Genomic DNA, 20,761 nt, shown 5'->3' on the forward strand with positions numbered 1-20,761 from the left:
CTCCCCCTGAGGTTGACGAACAGTATTTCAGCCGCGCCAAAGGTCGTTGTGGACTTGGTGCGCAGGGACGTTTCTTTCTCAATGATTGATTGATATCGATTCTCGTCAACCGGAGAATGCAAATGACGTTGTTCATGGGAACTAACGGAAATGATTATCTGGTTGGCACCAGTAAAGATGATACGATTTCAAGTCATGATGACTTTATTTATGGTTATGATGGCAATGATGTTCTGCTTGGGGAAGATGGTTTTGATTATCTGGTCGGGGGAGATGGAAGCGATAATTTATACGGAGGCGATGGAATCGATACGCTCCTCGGAGGGGAGGGGTCGGACCGTTTGTGCGGTGGACCGGGTCCGGACCTCCTTGATGGAGGAAATGGATTTGATTGGGCCGACTATTCCCTCGCATCAGCGGGCGTCGTGGTCGATCTTTCTCTAAACGGGCTGCAACTCGGTCTCAGCGAGGCTTTCGGTGATCACTTGATCAGCATCGAAGCGCTCGCCGGATCGAACCACGGCGACATACTGTCCGGTGCCGATGGCAATGAGATCATCGCCGGCAACGATGGAGCGGACTATCTGAGCGGTAGGGCCGGGGACGATGTTCTGTACGGAAATGCCGGTGACGATACGCTCCTGGGAGGGGAGGGGGCGGATCATCTGAGCGGTGGGCCGGGCGCCGATTCCCTCGATGGAGGAAATGGCATCGACTGGGTCGATTACATTTTCTCGGCAACAGGCGTCGAGGTCGACCTTTCCCTGGCCGGGCCGCAACTCGGCGGCGACGCTGTCGGCGATGTGCTGGTCAGCATCGAACGGCTTGGCGGATCGGACTACGGTGACCGGCTGACCGGAATGTCCGGTGACGACGACATCCATGGCTTCAGCGGCGACGACACTCTGATCGGGTTGAGCGGGAACGACTTTCTTGTCGGTGGTGGCGGCCGCGATTGGCTGGACGGTGGTGCGGGAAACGACCAGCTTGTCGGTGGCGGCGGTGATGGCAGCCAAATCTATCAGGAAGACGGTCCCGACACGCTGTTCGGTGGCTTCGGCAACGATTACCTTTCCGGGGGGGAGGGGGATGATCTGCTGGACGGCGGCGCGGGTGACGATGTGATCGTGGGAGGCAGCGGAAACGACGTCATCTACGGCGGCAACGGCTTCGACACGCTGATCCTGCCATCGGCGTCCTTCGTCACAATCCGCTACCTTGGCTATGGCTTCGAACTGACGAGCGTCGAGGGTGTCGACATCATCCGGGGTGTCGAATACATCCAGATCGGCACGCAAACCCCTGTTTCTCCTCGAAAACTCGTGGATTCACCGGTCGAATCGGATTTCGACGGGGACGGGCGTACCGATCTCCTGTGGCAGGACGCGCATGGGGCCCTGACGCTCTGGCTGATGAATGGATCCCAGGCGACCCAGAAGGTGATCGGCGACACCGGATCGGCGGATTGGCAGCCGGTGGGGTTCCAGGATCTCAGCGGCGATGGCAGGACCGATATACTCTGGCGCTCGGAGTCCACGGGCATCATGTCGCTGTGGACGATGGATGGAGCCGGAGGCGTGGCCGCCGTCACCCCGATCGGCGATCCGGGATCGACCGATTGGCGTGTGGCCGCGGTCAAGGATTTTAGCGGCGACGGTAAGGCCGACATCCTCTGGCGCTCCGCGTCCAGCGGGAGCATGTCCTTGTGGACCATGAACGGCGGCACCGTGTCCGCGGTGCATCCGGTGGGTGACCCTGGCTCCACGGACTGGCAGGTTGCGGCAACCGCGGACTTCAGCGGCGACGGTCGGCCCGACATTCTCTGGCGCTCCGCTTCGACGGGCATCATGTCGCTGTGGACGATGAATGGAACGGAGGTGGTTGCGGTCAACGGCGTCGGAGATCCTGGATCGACGGACTGGATCATTGCGGGAACGGCTGATTTTACGGGGGACGGCGCCATCGACATCCTTTGGCGCTCGGCGGCCACCGGAGCGATGTCGTTGTGGGAAATGGACGGCACGCGGGTGTCGGCGGTCCGGGCGATCGGCGACCCGGGTTCCGTCGATTGGCAAGTCGCCAAGCTCGGCGACTTCAATGGTGACGGACAAACGGACATTTTGTGGCGATCCACTTCGACGGGCGGCATGTCGCTGTGGACGATGCAGGGAACGACCGTTCAGTCGGCCCTGCCCCTGTCCGCAACGCCACATTCCGATTGGCGGCTTCTGTAACAGGGCATGGCGCTTCCGGGCGGAGGACGCGCTCGCCCACCCGCGACACCCTGACCGATCGATCCGGCTGCGAAACGCTTGCCTGTCCGGGCCGGGTTGGGGGACACTCCTTCGTCGCGCGTTCCGAATGCGGGGGCCTTCGGGACAAGGGACGCGGCTCGCGGGGGGAAAAACATGGCACGGAACCTGAAAGCGCTCGGCCTGTGGCGGACGGCTCTGATCGCCAGCGTCCGGCAGGACGGGCCGGACCTGTCGGCGCGGCAGATGGCCATCATGCTCCAGGTCTATCTGACCGATCCGCCGCACACCGTGCGCGGTCTGGCGGCGGCGCTGAACATCTCCAAGCCCGCGGTGACCCGCGCGCTCGACCGGCTGTCGCTGCTCGGCTTCATCAAGCGCAAGCGCGACGTCGAGGACAAGCGCAGCGTGCTCGTCCAGCGTACCGTGAAGGGCAGCGTCTTCCTGTCCGACTTCGCCGAGCTGGTCGTCGCGGCCGGCGCCGTGGCGCCGGAGGACATGGCGGTCATCCGCGCCGAGGAGGAGGTGGCCGCCTCCGCCAAGGCGCGGCTGGAGGCGCAGCTGGGCGCCTCCACCCCGGTGGCGGTGCCCGCCTGAGCGGCGACCGCTTTCAATAGCCCTGGCTGCGGTCCACGAGGTTCGGCAGCGGACGGCCCTCGCGGAAGGCGGTGATCGCCTCGGCCACCACCGCGGCGGAGCGCGACGGGTGGGTGACGGCGGCGACGTGCGGCGTCACATGGACCTTCGGGTGGGTCCAGAAGGGATGGCCGGCGGGCAGCGGCTCCTCCGCGAACACGTCCAGGCTGGCCCCGGCGATGTGCCCGCTCTCCAGCGCCGCCAGCAGATCCTCCTCCACCAGATGGCCGCCGCGCGCGGCGTTGACGACCACCGCCCCCTTGGGCAGGGCGGCGAACAGCTTGCGGTTCAGCAGGCCGCGCGTCTCCGCCGTCAGCGGCAGCAGGCAGACCAGCATGTTGCACTGCCCGAGCATCGCCGCCAGCCCGTCGGGTCCGGAGAAGCTCTCCACCCCCGGCAGCGTCTTCGGCGTCCGGCTCCAGCCCAGCACGCGGTAGTCCATGCTCAGCAGAGTCTTCGCCGAGGCCATGCCCAGCTCGCCCATGCCCAGGATGCCGACCTTCACCTCCGACGCCGGGCAGGGGTCCAGCGGCTCCCACCGCCCGGCCTGCTGGAGCGCCTTGTACTCGTCGAGGAGCCGGTGCCAGCGCAGCACCTGCAGCGCCACATAACCGGCCATGTCCACCGTCAGCCCCTCCGACACCATGCGGACCAGCGGCACGTCGGGCAGGGTGGGGTCGAGCAGCAGCGATTCCACCCCGGCGCCCAGCGACACGATCAGCTTCAGGTTCGGCAGGGTGGCGAGCAGCCCGTGCGGCGGCTTCCACACCAGCGCCATCTCGATGTCCGCCGGGTCCCCCATCTCGGGCCACACCCGCACCTCCAGCCCGGGCAGGCGGGCATCCAGCTCGCCCAGCCAGCGGTCGGACCGGTCGGTGGTGGAGCAGAAAAGCAGCGTCACGGTGCAAACCCCTGTACTGTTGTCGTTGTTCGTCTCAAACCCGTTCGAGCCAACCGTGCCCCGTCTGATCCTGCTGAACAAGCCCTATGGCGTGCTGCCCCAGTTTACCGATGAGCAGGGGCGCCCGACGCTGGCCGACCATGTGCCGGTGAAGGGGGTCTACGCCGCCGGGCGGCTGGACCGCGACAGCGAGGGGCTGCTGGCGCTGAGCGACGACGGCGGGCTGATCGCCCGCATCGCCTCGCCCAAGCACAAGCTGCCGAAGACCTACTGGGTGCAGGTGGAAGGCGTCCCGACCGAGGAGGCGTTGCAGCGCCTGCGCGACGGGGTGACGCTCAACGACGGCCCGACCCTGCCCGCCGAGGCCCGCCGGATGGCGGAGCCGGACGGCCTGTGGCCACGCGACCCGCCGGTGCGCTTCCGCGCCGCCATCCCGACAAGCTGGATCGCCCTGACCCTGAAGGAGGGGCGGAACCGTCAGGTGCGCCGCATGACCGCCGCGGTCGGCTTCCCGACCCTGCGGCTGATCCGCTGGTCCATCGGCGACTGGACGCTGGACGGTCTGGCGCCCGGCCAATGGCGCGAGGTGACGGTGCCGGGACGGGAAACCCCGAAGGCGCCGCCGCATCGGCTGAAGGCGCCGCCCGCCGACACGAAGGCGAAACGCCCGCGGGCCGCTACATCCGCACGGCGTCGGACTTGACGGCTTCCAGGTTGAGGGCGGCGGCGAGCAGGGCGCGGGTGTAGTCCTCCCGTGGCTCCTCGAAGATGCGGCGGGTGGGCCCCTGCTCCACCACCTTGCCGTCCTTCATGACGATGACGTGGCTGCTGAGCGCCCGCACCACCCGCAGGTCGTGGCTGATGAACAGGTAGGCAAGGTTGTTGCGCGCCTGGATGTCGCGCAGCAGGTCGACGATCTGCGCCTGCACCGACATGTCGAGCGCGCTGGTCGGCTCGTCCAGCACCACGAATTTCGGCTTCAGCACCAGGGCGCGGGCGATGGCGATGCGCTGGCGCTGGCCGCCGGAGAACTCGTGCGGGTAGCGGTGGCGGCTGGACGGGTCGAGCCCCACCTCCTCCAGCGCCTTCGCCACCATGGCGTCGCGCTCGGCGCCGGAGCCGATGCCGTGGATCGTCAGCCCCTCGCCGATGATCTGGCCGACCGACAGGCGGGGCGACAGGCTGCCGTAGGGGTCCTGGAAGACCACCTGCATCTCCCGGCGCAGCCCGCGCAGCTTCTTCGCCTGCCAGCCCTGGATGTCCTTGCCGTCGAAGCGGATCGCCCCCTCGCTGGCGTGCAGGCGCAGCAGGGCCAGCCCCAGCGTCGTCTTGCCGGAACCGGACTCGCCGACCACCCCGACGGTGTGTCCCTGCCGCACGTTGACCGACACGCCGTCCACGGCGCGGACGTGATCGACGGTGCGGCGCAGCAGGCCCTTCTTGATGGGGAACCAGACCTTGAGGTTGTCGGCGGCCATGACCTCCGGCGCGTCGGCGGGCGGGGTCAGCGGGTCGCCCTTCGGCTCGGCGGCCAGGAGCTTGCGCGTGTAGGGGTGCTGCGGGCGGGCGAAGATGTCGGCGACGTCGGCCTGCTCGACGATCTCGCCCTGGTTCATCACGCAGACCCGGTCGGCCATCTTGCGCACCACGCCCAGGTCATGGGTGATGAGCAGCAGCGCCATGCCGAAGCGGCGCTGGAGGTCCTTCAGCAGTTCCAGAATCTGCGCCTGGATGGTGACGTCCAGCGCGGTGGTCGGCTCGTCGGCGATCAGCAGGTCGGGCTCGTTGGCGAGCGCCATGGCGATCATCACGCGCTGGCGCTGGCCGCCCGACAGCTCGTGCGGGTAGGCGTTCAGCCGCTTTTCTGGGTTGGGCAGCCCGACCAGCCGCAGCAGCTCCAGCGTGCGCTTGCGCGCGGCGGTACGCGACAGGCCCTTGTGCAGGAACAGCGTCTCGTTGATCTGTCGCTCGATGCTGTGCAGCGGGTTCAGCGAGGTCATCGGCTCCTGGAAGATCATGGCGATGCGGTCGCCGCGCACGTTGCGCAGAACCTTCTCCTCCGCCCCCACCAGCTCGGTCCCGCGGAAGCGGATGGAGCCATGCGGGTGGCGGGCCATGGGATAGGGCAGCAGTTGCAGGATCGACAGGGCGGTGACCGACTTGCCCGACCCGGACTCGCCGACCAGCGCCAGGGTCTCCCCCTTGGCGATGTCGAAGGACACGCCCTTCACCGCGTGCATCGCCCCGCCGCCCGAGCGGAACTCGACATGGAGGTTGCGGACCTGGAGGAGATCGTCGGTCCCATTGGTCGTCATGTCGGTCATGGGCGGTTCCGCCTTCTTGGGCTGGTGGTCGTGGGGTGCATCATTCCGCGGCCTTCTGCGCCACCGCGCCCGCCTCGTTGGCGGTTCCGGTGGCGGTGGAAAGCTGGCCGATGGTCTTGCGCGGGTCGAAGGCGTCGCGCACCGCCTCGCCGATGAAGATCAGCAGGCTCAGCATGATCGCCAGCACGAAGAAGGCGGTCAGGCCCAGCCAGGGCGCCTGGAGGTTGGCCTTGCCCTGGGCCAGCAGCTCGCCCAGCGAGGGGGAGCCGGGGGGCAGGCCGAAGCCCAGGAAGTCGAGCGCCGTCAGGGTGGTGATGGAGCCGTTGAGGATGAAGGGCAGGAAGGTCAGCGTCGCCACCATGGCGTTGGGCAGCACGTGGCGTACCATGATCGTCGCGTCGGTGGCGCCCAGCGCGCGGGCCGCCCGCACATAGTCGAAGTTGCGCGCCCGCAGGAACTCCGCCCGCACCACATGGACCAGCGAGGTCCAGGAGAACAGCAGCAGCAGCCCGAGCAGCCACCAGAAGTTCGGCGTCACCACGCTGGACAGGATGATGAGCAGGAACAGCGTGGGCAGGCCCTGCCAGATCTCGATGAAGCGCTGGAACAGCAGGTCGGTGATGCCGCCGAAGTAGCCCTGGACCGCCCCGGCCATGATGCCGACGACCGAGGAGAAGGCGGTCAGCACCAGCCCGAACAGAACGGAGATGCGGAAGCCGTAGATCAGCCGCGCCACGACGTCGCGCCCCTGGTCGTCGGTGCCCAGCCAGTTGTCGGCCGACGGCGGGGCCGGGGCGGGGACCGGCAGGTTGTAGTTGATGGTGCGGTAGCCGTAGGGAATCGGCGGCCAGACGATCCAGCCCTTTTCCTCGATCAGCTGGCGCACATAGGGGTCGCGGTAATCGGTCTCCGTCTCGAACTCGCCGCCGAAGGTGGTCTCCGGATAGGCCGTGAAGACGGGCCAATAGAGCGCGTTGTCGTACTTGATGACCAGCGGGCGGTCGTTGGCGATGAACTCCGCGCCCAGCGACAGGGTGAACAGCACCAGGAAGATCCAGAAGGACCAGAAGCCCCGCCGGTTCGCCCGGAAATTCGCCAGCCGCCGCCGGGTGAGCGGCGTGACGCGCAGGCCGAGGAAACGGTCGCCGCTCATGCACGGCCCTCCCGACGGGCATTTGCCCTCTCCCCTCTGGGGAGAGGGGCGGAGTGAGGGGGTTGCGCTTTTGCCGGACGCACCGCCACGCGCAACCCCCTCACCCTCCCCTCTCCCCAGAGGGGAGAGGGGGCAAGCGCCAGAAACGGATGCATGTTCATCACACCCTCCGCGCTTCGAAGTCGATGCGGGGATCGACGGCGACGTAGGTCACGTCGCCGACGAGGTTCATGATGAGCCCCAGCAGCGTGAAGAAGTACAGCGTGCCGAACATCACCGGATAGTCGCGGTTGATCGCCGCCTCGAAGCCCAGCAGCCCCAGCCCGTCCAGCGAGAAGATCACCTCGATCAGCAGGGCGCCGGTGAACAGGATGCCGATGAAGGCGCCGGGGAAGCCGGCGATGACGATCAGCATGGCGTTGCGGAAGATGTGGCCGTAGAGCACCCGCCGCTCCGCCAGCCCCTTGGCGCGGGCGGTGACGACATACTGCTTGTTGATCTCCTCCAGGAAGGAGTTCTTGGTCAGCATGGTCAGCCCGGCGAAGCCGCCGATCACCATGGACAGCACCGGCAGCACCATATGCCACATGTAGTCGAGGATCTGCTGCCACCAGGGCAAACTCGCCCAGTTGTCCGACACCAGCCCGCGCAGCGGGAACAGGTCGAAGTAGCGCCCGCCGGCGAAGACGACGATCAGCAGCACGGCGAACAGGAAGCTGGGGATGGCATAGCCGACGATGACCACGCCGGAGGTCCAGACGTCGAAGGGCTGGCCGTCGCGCACCGCCTTGGCGATGCCCAGCGGGATCGACACCAGATAGACGATCAGCGTCGTCCAGATGCCCAGCGAGATCGACACCGGCATCTTCTCGATCACCAGATCGACGACGCTGCGGTCGCGGAAGTAGCTCTTGCCGAAGTCGAACATCAGATAGTTCGACATCATGTGGATGAAGCGCTCGTGCAGCGGCTTGTCGAAGCCGAATTCCTTCTCAAGCTGCTTGATGAATTCCGGGTCGAGCCCCTGGGCGCCGCGGTAGCGGCTGCCGGTGTCGCCGCCCTGGGCCTGCTGCGCCGCCGGGCCGCCGGTCTCGCCGCCGCCGGTGCCGCCGATGCGGGCGGTCGCCTCCACCGCGGTGCCCTGGACGCGGGCGATCATCTGCTCGATGGGACCGCCGGGGGCGATCTGCACGATCAGGAAGTTGATGACCATGATCCCGAACAGCGTCGGGATGATCAGCAGCAGACGGCGGATGATGTAGGCCAGCATCGCGCGGGTTCGCCTTTCTGTTTGCCGTCTCAGGGCGCCGCGCGGCGGGCCGTGTTGGCGAGCTTCGCGTTCTTGTCGGGATCGACCCACCAGGTGTCGGTGAAGGCCAAGCCGTATTTGGGCGCAACCGCCGGATGGGAGAAACGGTTCCAATAGGCGACGCGCCGCACGTCGTCGTGCCATTGCGGGATGACGTACCAGCCCCACAGCAGCACGCGGTCGAGCGCGCGGGTCGCGGTGATCAGGCTCTCGCGGTCGGGGGCCTGGATCACCCTGTCGATCAGCGCGTCGACCACCGGGTCCTTGATGCCGGCCAGATTGCGGCTGCCCGGCTGGTCGGCGCGGGCCGCCTGCCAGTAGTCGCGCTGCTCGTTGCCGGGCGAGGTCGATTGCAGGATGCGCTGGATGACCATGTCGAAGTCGTAGCGGTCGATCCGGTTCTGGTACTGGGCGGTGTCCACCACGCGGATGGCCGCCTCGATCCCGGCGCGCTCCAGGTTGCGGACGAAGGGTTGGACGATGCGGTCCATGTCCGGCTGCACCAGCAGGATCTCGAAGCGCATCGGCTCGCCGGTCTTGGCGTTGAGCAGCTTGTTGCCCTTCAGCTCCCACCCGGCCTCTTTCAGCAGGGCGAGCGCGGTGCGCAGGTTCGGGCGGATGTTGCCGGACCCGTCGGTCTGCGGCGGCTCGAAGGGCTTGGTGAAGACCTCCTCCGGCACCTTGCCCCGGAACGGCTCCAGCAGTTTCAACTCCTCCGGCGAGGGCAGGCCGGCGGAGGCCAGTTCGGAGTTGGAGAAGAAGCTCTTGGTGCGCTGGAACAGCCCGTAGGACAGGTTCGTCCGCGTCCATTCGTAATCGAATAGATAATTCAGCGCCTCGCGCACCTTGCGGTCGGCGAAGACCGGGCGGCGGCTGTTGAAGACGAAGGCCTGCATGCCCTGCGGGTCCTGGTGCCTGATCTCCTCGCGGACGATGTGGCCGTCGCGGACCGCGGGCACGTCGTAGCCGGTGACCCAGTTCTTCGACGAATGCTCCACCCGGAAATCGATGGCCCCGGCCTTGAAGGCTTCGAACACCACGTCGAGGTCGCGGTAATAGTCGAAGCGGATGCGGTCGAAGTTGTAGCGCCCGCGGCTGACCGGCAGGTCCTTGGCCCACCAGTCCTGCACCCGCTCGAAGACGAGCGAGCGGCCGGGCTGCACCTCGACGATCCGGTAGGGGCCGCTGCCGACGATGGGGTCGAGCGTCGTGCTGGCGAAGTCGCGCTCCTGAAAGACGTGCTTGGGCAGCACCGGCAGCTGGCCCATGATGACCGGCAGCTCGGGGTTGCCGCCGTCGCGGAAGGTGAAGGTGACCGCGCGCTCGCCGGTCTTCTCCGCCTTCACCACGTCGGCGTAGTAGGTGCGGTAGAGCGGGTGGCCCTTGTCGCGCAGCGTCTCGAAGCTCCACACCACGTCGTCGGCGGTCACCGGGGCGCCGTCGTGGAAGCGCGCCTGCGGGCGCAGCGTGAAGCGCACCCAGCTCCGGTCCTCGGCGACGGTGATCGTCTCTGCCAGCAGCCCGTAGCGGGTCAGCACCTCGTCCCCGCTCTCCACCGTCAGCGTGTCGAAGGGCAGGCTGGCCCCGGCGGCGGTCGACCCGCGCAGGATGAAGGGGTTCAGGCTGTCGAAGCTGCCGTAGGTCGCCAGCTTGATCTCGCCGCCCTTGGGGGCGTCGGGGTTGACGTAGTCGAAATGCTGGAAGTCCGGCCCGTATTTGGGCGTCCCATGGGCCGTGACGGCATGCCCCGCGGTTTCGCGCGGGTTGGCCTGCGCGCGGGCCGTGGCGAAAGGTTCGGCCAGATACAGGCACATGACCGCGGCCAGGATCGCTTTACCGGTCTTCCTCATGCCCCTCTCGGTCCTTATTGTTTCCGGTAAGGTAGGGTCTCCCTTGTGGCACAATCAAGGCGGAGCCTCGGCTTTAAGGGGCTAAGCGGGCGATCACGGCTTCACCCACCACGCCTCGGGGAAGCCGCTGTTGCGGAAGCCCAGATCGTATTTCGGCGTCTTCTCCGGGAAGCCGAGAGTCGTCCGATAGGCGATCCAGTTGTCCGGGTTGTACCAGTGCGGCACCATGTAGAAGCCCCACAGCAGCACGCGGTCGAGCGCGCGGGTCGCCGCCTGGACCGACGCCAGGTCCTTCGCCGTCAGCGCCTTTTCGATCATCGCGTCGGCGGCCGGCTCCTTGATGCCGGCGTAGTTGGCCGATCCCCGGACGTCCGCGGCGGCGGAGCCGAAATAGCTGCGCAGCTCGGTTCCCGGCGGGGTGAAGAAGTTGAAGTTCGCCACTACCACGTCGAAGTCGAACTCGTCGGTGCGCGCCTGGAACTGGGCGGTGTCGACCACCCGCAGCACCGCGTCGATGCCCGCCTTGCGCAGCGCCTCCACATAGGGCTGGATCACGCGGGTCAGCGCGCCGGTGCCGTCGAGGAACTCGATGCTCAGCACCTCGCCGGTCCTGGCGCTGGTCATCCGGCCGTTCTTCAGCTCCCACCCGGCCTCGCGGAACAGGCGCATGGCCTCGCGCAGGTTGTTGCGGGTGTTGCCGCTGCCGTCGGTCTTGGGCGGCTCGAAGGGGGTGGTGAAGACACGCTCCGGCAGCTGGGCGCGGAAGGGCTCCAGCAGGGCCAGCTCATCCGGCGTCGGCGGCCCCTTGGCGCCGAAGTTGGAGTTGGGGAAGTTCGAGGTGGTGCGGAGATACTGGCCGTACAGGATGTTCTTCTGAATCCATTCGAAGTCGAACAGATAGCCCAGCGCTTCGCGCACCCGCGGGTCGGCGAACTTGGCGCGGCGGGTGTTCAGGCGGAAGCCCTGGGCGCCCAGCGGCAGGTCGCTCTTCACCTCGACGCGGTTCACCCGGCCGTCCTTGGCGGCGGGGAAGTCGTAGCCGATGGTCCAGCGCTGCGCCCGGTGCTCGGTGCGGAAGTCATAGGCGCCGGCCTTGAAGGCCTCGAACATCACGTCGTCGTCGCGGTAGTAATCGACCTTCACGCTGTCGAAGTTGTAGAAGCCGCGCGCCGTCGGCAGGTCGCGGCCCCACCAGTCGGTCACCCGCTCGTAGGTGATGGAGCGGCCCGGATCGACGGATTTGATGCGGTAGGGGCCGCTGCCCAGCACCGGCTCCAGCGTCGTCTTGGAGATGTCGCGCCCGTTGGCGGTCCACCAATGCTCGGGCTGGGGGGCGATGCTGGTGGCGAAGTCGATGATCGGCTTCATCTCCCCGGTGGTCTTCAGGGTGATCTTCAGCTGGTGCTCGTCCACCGCCTCCACCGCGGCGACGCGGTCGAGGAAGGATTTCAGGAAGGGGTTGCCGTGCGCCTGGATCGAGTCCCAGGCGAAGACCACGTCTCCGGCGGTCACCGGCACGCCGTCGTGCCAGCGCGCGTCCTTGCGCAGGTGGAAGATGGCCCAGCTCTTGTCGTCGGGCAATTCCACGCTTTCCGCCAGCGCCCCGTAGGCCGCGTCCATCTCCCAGCCGGAGCCGACCATCAGCGAGTCGGCGATCAGCCCCAGCGTGCGCGGGGTGACGCCGCGCAGGATGATCGGGTTCAGGCTGTCGAAGCTGCCCTGCGCGGCCAGGGTAATCTGTCCGCCCTTGGGGGCCTCCGGGTTGGCGTGCGGGAAATGGGTGAAGCCCGGCTTGAACTCCGGCTCGCCGAACTGCTTCAAGGCGGGGACGGTGACGGTTTGCGCCTGAGCCCCGTTCGCCTGGATTGGCGCCGACAGCGCAAGGAGAGCCAAGAAAGCGGTCGTCCGGGCGGCAGCGAGAACTCGGCGCATCGTCGGTCCTGATGTGGTTGGGCCTGATGTGGTTGGGCCTGAGATGATAAGGCGGATCAGCCCTAGCATGTACGCGCCTTGCGGCGCGTCAAGTCCGCGTACGCAACGGTATCTTACGCCCGACCGCTGGCGCCGGCCCGTTCGGGGGCGCAAACAAGGCGGAAATGTGGCAAGCCCGACGAGGTGGTGACATGTCGATGTTCCGGCGCACGAGCGCGGAGTTTCTCGGCACCTTCTGGCTGGTCTTCGGCGGCTGCGGCAGCGCCGTGCTGTCCGCCGCCTTCCCGGAGGTCGGGATCGGGCTGACCGGCGTCTCCCTGGCCTTCGGCCTGACCGTGCTGACCATGGCCTATTCGGTCGGCCACATCTCCGGCTGCCACTTGAACCCGGCGGTCACGGTGGGGCTGTGGGCCGGCGGGCGCTTCCCGGCCAAGGACATCCTGCCCTACGTCATCGCCCAGGTGGTCGGCGCCTTTCTGGCGGCGGTGGTGCTGTACGTCATCGCCACCGGCAAGGCCGACTGGTCGCTGGCCGCCAAGGGGCTGGCCGCCAACGGGTACGGGGAGCATTCGCCGGGCGCGTACAACCTCACCTCCGGCCTGCTGATCGAGGTGGTGCTGACCTTCATGTTCCTGATCGTCATCCTGGGCTCCACCGACCGGCGGGCGCCCGCGGGCTTCGCGCCGCTGGCCATCGGTCTGGCGCTGACGCTGATCCACCTCATCAGCATCCCCGTCACCAACACGTCGGTGAACCCGGCGCGCAGCACCGGACCGGCGCTGGTCGTCGGCGGCTGGGCGCTGCAACAGCTCTGGGCATTCTGGGTGGCGCCGCTGGTCGGCGGTCTGCTCGGCGGGCTGGCCTACCGCGCGCTGGCCGAGGAGATGCCACCGAAACCGGCCATCACCGGCGAGGCCCGGCCGTCTACCTGAGCCTTTGCTGACCCTTTCCCTTCGGGTCCCTCCCGACTCAGCGGACCGTGCCCCTCCGGCGCGGTCCGTTTTTTATGGGGACATTCCTTCCTTCCCGGCGGAAGTCACGGCCTTGTCGCGGGAACTTCGCGTGCGTCAACGGTTATTCTGAACATCCGTTGACGCACAGGGAGTATATCATGCGGCAGTTCGACCCCGATTCCAACCCGATGACCGACGAGGATTACGGCATCGTCCTCGGCCTGTTCATCGGCATTTACCTGGGGCTGCTGGCCGTCTCGCTGCTGCCCTGACCGGCGCGGGTCTTCTTCCAGTGGTCGGCCATGCGCTCCATGAGCTGACGGTAGCGGCGGTCGGACCGCATCATCCGGCGCACCGCCTTGCCGTTGCGCGGGTCGGCGAGCATCCATTCCTCGGCGGCCATCTGGTGCTCCGGGTGGATGGACAGCATGTAGATCGCCGCCTGCTCCGGCTGCGTCACGGCCTCTTCCTTCAGCCCCTCCAGGATCGCCCCGACATAGAGCGGCAGGACGTTGCGGAAGTCCTCCGGCCCGGTGCCGTCCTGGCTGCCGTGGGAGGCGGCGTCGTCTCCGGCGCCCATCAGGGCGCGGCGCTCCTCCGCCGGCAGGGCAAAGAAGGCGTCCAGCCCCAGCAGCAGGTCGCAGATCGTCTTCTTGCGGACCATCCAGTTCGCCCCGCCCGACACCCGGCCGGCCAGAGAGTGCAGGAAGGGGCGCAGCTTCTCCGGTGAGGTCTCGAAGACGGAGCGGGCGGGCGTGACGATGGTGGCCATGGGCGTGGTTCTCCTGTCTCAGCCGGCTGTCTCAGCCGGCCAGGGCGGCCAGCGTCTCGCGGTGGGTGCGGGCGTCGCCCGCGGCGACCACGCGCCCGCTGGAGGTGGCGTCAAGCGGGCGTCCATCCCAATCGGTCATCAGCCCGCCGGCCCCGGTCACCACCGGCACCAGCGCCGCGAAGTCGTAGAGCTTCAGCCCCGATTCGACGACGAGGTCGTAATAGCCCGCCGCCAGCAGGCCGTAGCTGTAGCAGTCGCCGCCATAGACCGACACCTTGGCCGTTCCCGCCACCCGGCGGAAGGCGTCCTGGTCCGCGCCGGGGAACAGGTCGGGCGAGGTGGTGCCCAGCGTCGCCGCGGCCAGCCCCCCGGCGCAGGCGCGCACGCGGGCCGGCTGGCCGTTGAACAGGGTGGGGCGCCCCTCGACGCCCAGCCAGCGGTCCCGGACGATGGGCTGGTCGATGACGCCGAGCACCGGGCGCCCGTGGTGCAGCAGGGCGATCAGCGTGCCGAAGATCGGACGGCCGGTGATGAAGGACTTGGTGCCGTCGATGGGGTCGATCACCCAGACCCATTCGGCGTCCAGGTTCTTCGTCCCGAACTCCTCGCCATAGATGCCGTCGTCGGGGCGCTCGGCCTCGATGATGGCGCGGATGGTCCGCTCCGCCTCGCGGTCGGCGATGGTGACGGGGGAGGCGTCGGCCTTGTCGTCCACCGCCACCGGCGTGCGGAAATACTGCCGGATGACCGGGCCGGAGGCGTCGGCCAGACGCTCCGCCAGGGTCACCAGGGGGGTGGGGCAGGGTTCGGTCATGGTCGCTCCGCCGGATCGCGCGTGGTGGGAAGGAGGGCCGCATCCTAGTCGGGCGCTCTCCCGGCGCAAACCATCAATGAAGGAGGAGGGTTACACGCGACGCCGCTTCCCCGTTTCGCGGGCTTGTGGCAGCCTCTTCGCCATGCACGACCGCTCCTCCCCATCCGACCGCCCGAACGCCTCCCCGAACGCCTATGCCGGCATTCCGCTCGACCGCGCCGGCATGCGCCGCAAGGACAAGGACTGGCTGAAAGACGCCTGGGCCTCGCCGACCGCGCGCCTGCTGCCCGTGGCGAAATCGCGCAACTTCGTGACCGGCGACGCCGACTCGGCCCACGCGGTCGCCGTCGCCTGTGGTGGCGATTGGGGGGTGGAGCCGGTGTTCCTCGGCCTGCTCGACGGCGTTCCGCACTTCACCGTGGACCTGACCGGCCTGGAAGCGCCGGAGGAGCATCCGGCCCTGGCCGGGCTCGGCCGTTTCGAGGACCTGCGCGCCGTCGGCCCGGTGATGGAGGCGACGGAGGCCGGGCTGTGCGCCTACGCCCGCGGCATTACCTGGTGGAACGCCCGGCACCGCTTCTGCGGCGTCTGCGGCTCGGTCGCGGCGGGGGCCGAGGGCGGGCATGTGCGCGTCTGCACCAACCCGGATTGCGCCACCCACCATTTCCCGCGCACCGACCCGGCGGTGATCATGCTCGTCCATGATGGGGCCGGGCGGATGGTGCTGGGCCGCAACTCCCGCTTCCCGCCGGGCATGCATTCGGTTCTGGCCGGCTTCGTCGAGCCGGGCGAAAGCCTGGAGGACAGCGTCAGGCGCGAGGTGCTGGAGGAGGTGGGGTTGGAGGTCACCGACATCCGCTACCACTCGTCCCAGCCCTGGCCCTTCCCGTCCTCGCTGATGCTGGGCTTCAGCGCGCGGGCGGTGACGCTGGACATCCAGACGGACCTGGAGGAGTTGGAGACGGCCCACTGGTTCGACCGCGAGTTCCTGCGGACCGTCACGCCCAGCGAGGAGTTCCGCCTCGCCCGCCCCGACAGCATCGCCCGCCGCCTGATCGACGAGTGGATCGCCGAGGGGGAGTGAGGGAGACGGCGGGGCGCTTGCCCCCTCGCTCATTGCCCCCTCCCTAGCCCTCCCCCGCTTCGCAGGGGAGGGAAGGGGCCCGCGGCGAAGCCGTGGGAAGGGTGGGGGCAAGTGGGGGGGGCTCAATCCTCGCCGATGCGCTGGCTTTCCTGGTAGCGGAAGGGGTTGGCGGGGTAGACGCCCAGGATCTTCACCTCGCCGGCGCGGGCGAAGAAGGCCAGCTCCTCCAGCGCCAGACGCAGGGAGCGCTCCTCCGGATGGCCCTCCACGTCGGCGTAGAACTGGGTCTGGGTGAAGTGCCCGCCCACCATGTAGCTTTCCAGCTTCGTCATGTTGATGCCGTTGGTGGCGAAGCCGCCCAGCGCCTTGTAGAGGGCCGCCGGCACGCTGCGCACGCGGAAGACGAAGGTGGTGATGATCTTGGCCCCGGTCCCCTCGGCGGGCAGCGGCGGGGTCTTCGGCTCGCGCGACAGGATCAGGAAGCGGGTGGTGTTGTGCTCCGCGTCCTCGATGCCGCCCTTCAGGATGTCCAGCCCGTAGATCTCCGCGGCCAGCGAGGAGGCGATGGCGGCGTGCTGCGGATCGCCCAGCTTGGCGATCTCGGCGGCGGCGCCCGCGGTGTCGGCGTGGGAGATCGCCGTCAGCCCCAGTTCCCGCGTCATGTTGCGGCACTGGGACAGCGCCTGGATGTGGCTGCGCACCGTCTTCAGCCCGGCCAGCGTCGCGCCCTTCGGGGCGAGGAGCTGGTGGTTCACCCGCTGGAAGTGCTCGCCGATGATGTGCAGGCCGCCTTCGGGCAGCAGATGGTGGTTGTCGGCCACGCGCCCGGCGATGGAGTTTTCCACCGGGATCATGGCGAGCGCCGCGCGCCCCTCGCGCACGGCGGCGAAGGCGTCGTCGAACGTGGCGCAGGGCAGCGTCGTCATCTCCGGAAAGACCGTCCGGCAGGACAGGTCCGAATAGGCGCCGGGCAGGCCCTGGAAGGCGATCACGTTCGAGGTCGTCATCGGGAGGTCTTCTTTTAAAGGGGGGTGCGCTTGGCGAGGATCGCGCGGGCGCGCTCCAGGTCGGCGGGAGTATCGACGCCGAGCGGAACCGCGTCAACGACGGCGGCGTCGATGCGCATCCCGAAGGCCAGGGCGCGGAGCTGCTCCAGCCGCTCCCGCTGCTCCAGCGCCGAGGGCGGCAGCCGGACGTAGCGCTCCAGCGCGGCGCGTCGGTAGGCGTAGAGCCCGATGTGGTGGAACAGCGGCCCGTCGCCCCAGGGCGCGGTGGCGCGGCTGAAATAGAGGGCGCGGCCCCGCCGGGCGCCGGGCGGCAGCTCCAGGATGGCCTTCACCACGTTGGGGTCGGTGCGCTCCTCCTCCCGCGTGATCTCGACCACCAGGGTGGCGATGTCCACCTGCGGGTCGGACAGCGGGGCGAAGGCGGCGCGGACCACCGCCGGCTCGATGGTCGGCAGGTCGCCCTGCACGTTCACCACCGCGTCGTATTTTCCCTCCGGGTCGAGCAGGCTGACCGCCTCGAAGATGCGGTCGGAGCCCGAGGGATGGTCGGGCCGGGTCAGCACGGCGGTGCCGCCCGCCGCCTCCACCGCCGCGGCGATCTCCGGCTCGGCGCAGGCGACCACCACCGGGCCGATCTCCGCCTCCATGGCGCGGCGCCACACCTGCACGATCATCGGCGCCCCGCCGATGTCGGCCAGCGGCTTGCCCGGCAGGCGGGTGGAGGCCATGCGGGCGGGGATCACGACGATTGGATTCGAGGGCGGCGGGTTCGCCGTGCTCTGGATATTTGCGTTGGCGTTCATGTGTGGAACGGCCCCCTGTCGCGTCGGAAAGGTGGGGCGGGTGAACCATGGATCGCCCTTTGCGTCAAGCGGCGTCACTCCAATATTCAACTGGCCAACAGTCGGGGAACCGACATTCCTGTGGCAAGGGAGGGGGCCGAAGCGGTGACAAGCCGCCGCGGTCACGCTATCGTGCGGCGGAGAACCAGCCAGCCCTGGCGACGGGCCCGCGGCACGACAAAAAAGGGGAACAAGACGTTATGAGCATGGAGTGGAACAAGATTTTCGGCGCCGTGCTGCTGGCGGGTCTGATCGCCATGCTGGCCGGCTTCGCCGCGGAAGTTCTGGTGCACCCGAAGACGCCTGAGAAACCCGGCTATGTCGTGGCCATGCCGGAGGGCGCCGCCCCGGCTCCCAGCGGTGGCGCGGCCCCGTCCGGCCCCGCCGAGATCGCCCCGCTGCTCGCCAAGGCCGACGCCGCCGCCGGCCAGTCCGCGGCCAAGGCCTGCGCCGCCTGCCACAGCTTCGACAAGGGCGGCCCGAACAAGGTCGGCCCGAACCTCTACGGCATCGTCGGCGCCCCGCACGGCCATCTGGACGGCTTCGCCTATTCCGACGCCATCAAGGGCAAGGCCGGCCCCTGGAACTACGACGAGCTGAACCACTTCCTCTACGACCCGAAGGCCTACGCGCCGGGCACCAAGATGACCTTCGCCGGCGTCAAGAAGGACCAGGACCGGGCGAACATCATCGCCTATCTGCGCTCCCTGTCCGACAGCCCGGCGCCGCTGCCGCAGTAAGACGCAGCGGTTCCATCCGGGAAACCGGCAAAAGCCCCGCGCTCCATCGGACGCGGGGCTTTTTCGTTCCGCCTCAACCGGAAAGCCGGCAGATTGGCCTTGCATATGACGGCCCTATCGCCGATATAGAGCGCGGGAGGCTGGCGGCGGACGAGTCCCTCGCCAACCCGGTCAGGTCCGGAAGGAAGCAGCCGTAACGAGTTTCGGCTCGGGTCGTTCGTCCAGTCTCCCACCCTTCCCCATAAAATCCGGCAGCGAATTCAAACGGCGACAGCCCCGTGCCGTGACGCTATTCTGCGCTCCGTCGTGAAGCCGATTACCGGGCCAGCCGCGTGACCGATACCACCGTTGCCGATGCATCCTCTTCCGTTTCCGGGACGTCCGGGGGCCTCGCCTACCGGGTTCTGGCGCGGAAATACCGTCCGAAGAGCTTCGCCGAGCTGATCGGGCAGGACGCGCTCGTCCGCACCCTGACCAACGCCATCCATTCGGGCCGCATCGCCCAGGCCTTCATGCTGACCGGCGTGCGCGGCGTGGGCAAGACGACCACCGCCCGCATCATCGCCCGCGCGCTGAACTGCACCGGGCCGGACGGCAGCGGCGGGCCGACGGTGACGCCCTGCGGCGTCTGCGACAACTGCCGCGCCATCGCCGAGGACCGCCACGTCGATGTGATGGAGATGGACGCCGCCAGCCACACCGGCGTGGACGACATCCGCGAGATCATCGACGGCGTGCGCTACGCCCCGGTCTCGGCGCGCTACAAGCTCTACATCATCGACGAGGTCCACATGCTCTCCAAGAGCGCGTTCAACGCGCTTTTGAAGACGCTGGAGGAACCGCCGGCCCATGTGAAGTTCGTCTTCGCCACCACCGAGATCCGCAAGGTGCCGGTGACGGTGCTCTCGCGCTGCCAGCGCTTCGACCTGCGGCGCGTCGACGCCCAGGTGCTGAAGGAGCACTTCACCCGCATCACCGGTCTGGAGGGGGCGGGGATCGAGCCGGACGCTGCCGCGCTGATCGCGCGGGCCGCCGACGGGTCGGTGCGCGACGGGCTGTCGCTGCTCGACCAGGCCATCGCGCTGGCCGCCGGCACGGTGACCGCGCAGCAGGTGCGCGACATGTTGGGTCTGGCCGACCGCAGCAAGGTGATCGACCTGTTCGAGGCTGCCGTCTCGGCCAGGCCGGCGGAGGCGATGGACCTGCTGTCCGACCTGCACCGCGTCGGCGCCGATCCGGTGGTGATCCTGCAGGATCTTCTCGACCTCGTGCACAATCTGACGCGACTGAAGGTCGTGCCGGACAGCGCCAACGACCCCGGCCTGCCCGAGGCGGAGCGCACCCGCGGCGCCGCCCTGTCGGCCAAGCTCGGCATGCCGGCGCTGACCCGCGCGTGGCAGCTCCTGCTGAAGGGGTTGGGCGAGGTGCAGGCGGCCCCGGTGCAGCAGCAGGCGCTGGAGATGGTCATCGTGCGGCTGTCCTACGCCGCCGACATGCCGACTCCCGGCGACCTGATCCGCCAGTTCCAGAATGTGCAGAATGGCGGCGGGCAAGGCGGCCAGGGTGGCAATCCGGCCCCGCGCGGTCCCGGTGGTGGGCCGGTGGCGGTCGGCGGCTCCGCCGTGCGCGCCGTCGCCCAGGTTCAGGCGAGCCCTCAGCCGAGCCAGCAGCCTGTGCAAACCGTTGCCGTCGCCGTGGCGGACGAGGAGCGTGTGGCGATGCCGCGCGACTTCCGTACCCTGGTCCAGGTCTTCGCGGAGAAGCGCGAGGGTGCGCTCTACGGCCACTTGACCGGCAGCGTCCATCTGGTGCGTATGGAGCCGGGGCGGCTGGAGCTGCGCCTGACGACTTTGGCGCCGGCAACCCTGCCGAATCGCGTCGGCCAACTGTTGACGGAATGGACCGGCCAGCGCTGGGTCGTCATCGTCTCGGACGCGCCGGGCGAGCCGACGCTGATCCAGCAGGAGCAGGCCGCCCAGCGGCGCGCGCTGGAGGAGGCGGAGGCGCATCCGGTGGTGCGCGCCGTTCTGGACGCCTTCCCCGGCGCGAAGATCACCGATGTCCGCGACCTCAAGGCGGCGGTCGAGGCCGAGCCCCAGGTTGCGGATGACGGGGAGAATCCCGACCTTATGGTCATGCAGCAGGACGACGGGGTTTATTACCCGCTCGACGATGAAGGAGATTTCTGACCC

17 protein-coding genes and 1 other RNA gene are annotated in these 20,761 nt (G+C 68.3%); 8 read left to right on the plus strand and 10 right to left on the minus strand.

Features of this window, described 5'->3' with window-relative positions; translation table 11 throughout:
• The first annotated feature begins 122 nt into the window (after window positions 1–122).
• Together FBZ83_RS32270 and FBZ83_RS05215 are read left to right on the plus strand one after the other, a co-directional pair.
• On the plus strand, window positions 123–2,234 hold the full coding sequence (locus FBZ83_RS32270; protein WP_186465981.1) for an FG-GAP-like repeat-containing protein: 2,112 nt from the start codon (window positions 123–125) through the stop codon (window positions 2,232–2,234).
• 174 nt (window positions 2,235–2,408) lie between these two features.
• Window positions 2,409–2,849 carry a MarR family transcriptional regulator gene (locus tag FBZ83_RS05215; protein WP_145674738.1) on the plus strand — a complete coding sequence of 147 codons (441 nt, stop codon included), beginning with the start codon at window positions 2,409–2,411 and terminating at the stop codon, window positions 2,847–2,849.
• Between the two features lie 13 nt (window positions 2,850–2,862).
• Here FBZ83_RS05215 and FBZ83_RS05220 read toward each other — a convergent pair whose 3' ends face one another.
• The gene (locus tag FBZ83_RS05220; protein WP_145681389.1) at window positions 2,863–3,789 is read right to left on the minus strand and encodes a 2-hydroxyacid dehydrogenase; all 927 of its coding nucleotides are present in this window, start codon (window positions 3,787–3,789) and stop codon (window positions 2,863–2,865) included.
• Window positions 3,790–3,844: 55 nt separating this feature from the next.
• Between FBZ83_RS05220 and FBZ83_RS05225 the strand changes: the two genes are divergently transcribed.
• Window positions 3,845–4,492, plus strand: coding sequence for a pseudouridine synthase (locus FBZ83_RS05225; RefSeq protein ID WP_145681390.1), 648 nt, complete (start codon window positions 3,845–3,847; stop codon window positions 4,490–4,492).
• Here FBZ83_RS05225 and FBZ83_RS05230 read toward each other — a convergent pair.
• The 5 genes from FBZ83_RS05230 to FBZ83_RS05250 all read right to left on the minus strand — a co-directional run bounded on the left by FBZ83_RS05230 (window position 4,467) and on the right by FBZ83_RS05250 (window position 12,318).
• A complete protein-coding gene (locus FBZ83_RS05230) occupies window positions 4,467–6,104 on the minus strand; it encodes an ABC transporter ATP-binding protein (protein ID WP_145681667.1) in 1,638 nt (545 codons plus the stop codon). The genes FBZ83_RS05225 and FBZ83_RS05230 overlap by 26 nt on opposite strands.
• A gap of 49 nt (window positions 6,105–6,153) precedes the next feature.
• The gene (locus tag FBZ83_RS05235; RefSeq protein WP_137139256.1) at window positions 6,154–7,266 is read right to left on the minus strand and encodes an ABC transporter permease; all 1,113 of its coding nucleotides are present in this window, start codon (window positions 7,264–7,266) and stop codon (window positions 6,154–6,156) included.
• 160 nt (window positions 7,267–7,426) lie between these two features.
• On the minus strand, window positions 7,427–8,536 hold the full coding sequence (locus FBZ83_RS05240; protein WP_038526163.1) for a microcin C ABC transporter permease YejB: 1,110 nt from the start codon (window positions 8,534–8,536) through the stop codon (window positions 7,427–7,429).
• Between the two features lie 29 nt (window positions 8,537–8,565).
• The gene (locus tag FBZ83_RS05245; protein WP_145681391.1) at window positions 8,566–10,425 is read right to left on the minus strand and encodes an extracellular solute-binding protein; all 1,860 of its coding nucleotides are present in this window, start codon (window positions 10,423–10,425) and stop codon (window positions 8,566–8,568) included.
• Between the two features lie 93 nt (window positions 10,426–10,518).
• Window positions 10,519–12,318 (minus strand): extracellular solute-binding protein, encoded by a 1,800-nt coding sequence (locus FBZ83_RS05250; RefSeq protein WP_247888153.1) that lies wholly within the window; start codon window positions 12,316–12,318, stop codon window positions 10,519–10,521.
• A 230-nt stretch (window positions 12,319–12,548) separates the two neighbouring features.
• Here FBZ83_RS05250 and aqpZ point away from each other — a divergent pair, with 230 nt between their 5' ends.
• Window positions 12,549–13,289, plus strand: a complete 741-nt coding sequence (gene aqpZ / locus FBZ83_RS05255) for an aquaporin Z (RefSeq protein WP_114861845.1) — start codon at window positions 12,549–12,551, stop codon at window positions 13,287–13,289.
• A gap of 256 nt (window positions 13,290–13,545) precedes the next feature.
• Here the strand turns inward: aqpZ and FBZ83_RS05260 are convergent, their stop codons facing one another.
• On the minus strand, window positions 13,546–14,082 hold the full coding sequence (locus tag FBZ83_RS05260) for a hypothetical protein (RefSeq protein WP_145681393.1): 537 nt from the start codon (window positions 14,080–14,082) through the stop codon (window positions 13,546–13,548).
• A 31-nt stretch (window positions 14,083–14,113) separates the two neighbouring features.
• Window positions 14,114–14,896 carry a histidinol-phosphatase gene (gene hisN, locus FBZ83_RS05265; protein WP_145681394.1) on the minus strand — a complete coding sequence of 261 codons (783 nt, stop codon included), beginning with the start codon at window positions 14,894–14,896 and terminating at the stop codon, window positions 14,114–14,116.
• A 142-nt stretch (window positions 14,897–15,038) separates the two neighbouring features.
• Between hisN and nudC the strand changes: the two genes are divergently transcribed.
• On the plus strand, window positions 15,039–15,980 hold the full coding sequence (gene nudC / locus FBZ83_RS05270) for an NAD(+) diphosphatase (RefSeq protein ID WP_145681395.1): 942 nt from the start codon (window positions 15,039–15,041) through the stop codon (window positions 15,978–15,980).
• 122 nt (window positions 15,981–16,102) lie between these two features.
• Here nudC and FBZ83_RS05275 read toward each other — a convergent pair whose 3' ends face one another.
• Together FBZ83_RS05275 and FBZ83_RS05280 are read right to left on the minus strand one after the other, a co-directional pair.
• Window positions 16,103–16,987, minus strand: coding sequence for a prephenate dehydratase (locus FBZ83_RS05275; protein ID WP_145681396.1), 885 nt, complete (start codon window positions 16,985–16,987; stop codon window positions 16,103–16,105).
• A gap of 14 nt (window positions 16,988–17,001) precedes the next feature.
• Entirely contained in the window at window positions 17,002–17,790 is a 789-nt protein-coding gene (locus FBZ83_RS05280; RefSeq protein ID WP_145681397.1) for a 3-deoxy-manno-octulosonate cytidylyltransferase, read from the minus strand.
• A 239-nt stretch (window positions 17,791–18,029) separates the two neighbouring features.
• Here FBZ83_RS05280 and FBZ83_RS05285 point away from each other — a divergent pair, with 239 nt between their 5' ends.
• The 3 genes from FBZ83_RS05285 to FBZ83_RS05295 all read left to right on the plus strand — a co-directional run bounded on the left by FBZ83_RS05285 (window position 18,030) and on the right by FBZ83_RS05295 (window position 20,758).
• A complete protein-coding gene (locus FBZ83_RS05285) occupies window positions 18,030–18,569 on the plus strand; it encodes a c-type cytochrome (RefSeq protein WP_114857667.1) in 540 nt (179 codons plus the stop codon).
• Between the two features lie 135 nt (window positions 18,570–18,704).
• An RNA gene (gene ffs / locus FBZ83_RS05290) (signal recognition particle sRNA small type) lies at window positions 18,705–18,802 on the plus strand.
• Between the two features lie 99 nt (window positions 18,803–18,901).
• Entirely contained in the window at window positions 18,902–20,758 is a 1,857-nt protein-coding gene (locus tag FBZ83_RS05295) for a DNA polymerase III subunit gamma/tau (protein WP_145681398.1), read from the plus strand.
• Window positions 20,759–20,761: the final 3 nt, after the last annotated feature.

Origin of the sequence: Azospirillum brasilense, assembly GCF_007827815.1 — a bacterium.
In the GTDB taxonomy this organism is placed as follows: domain Bacteria; phylum Pseudomonadota; class Alphaproteobacteria; order Azospirillales; family Azospirillaceae; genus Azospirillum; species Azospirillum brasilense_C.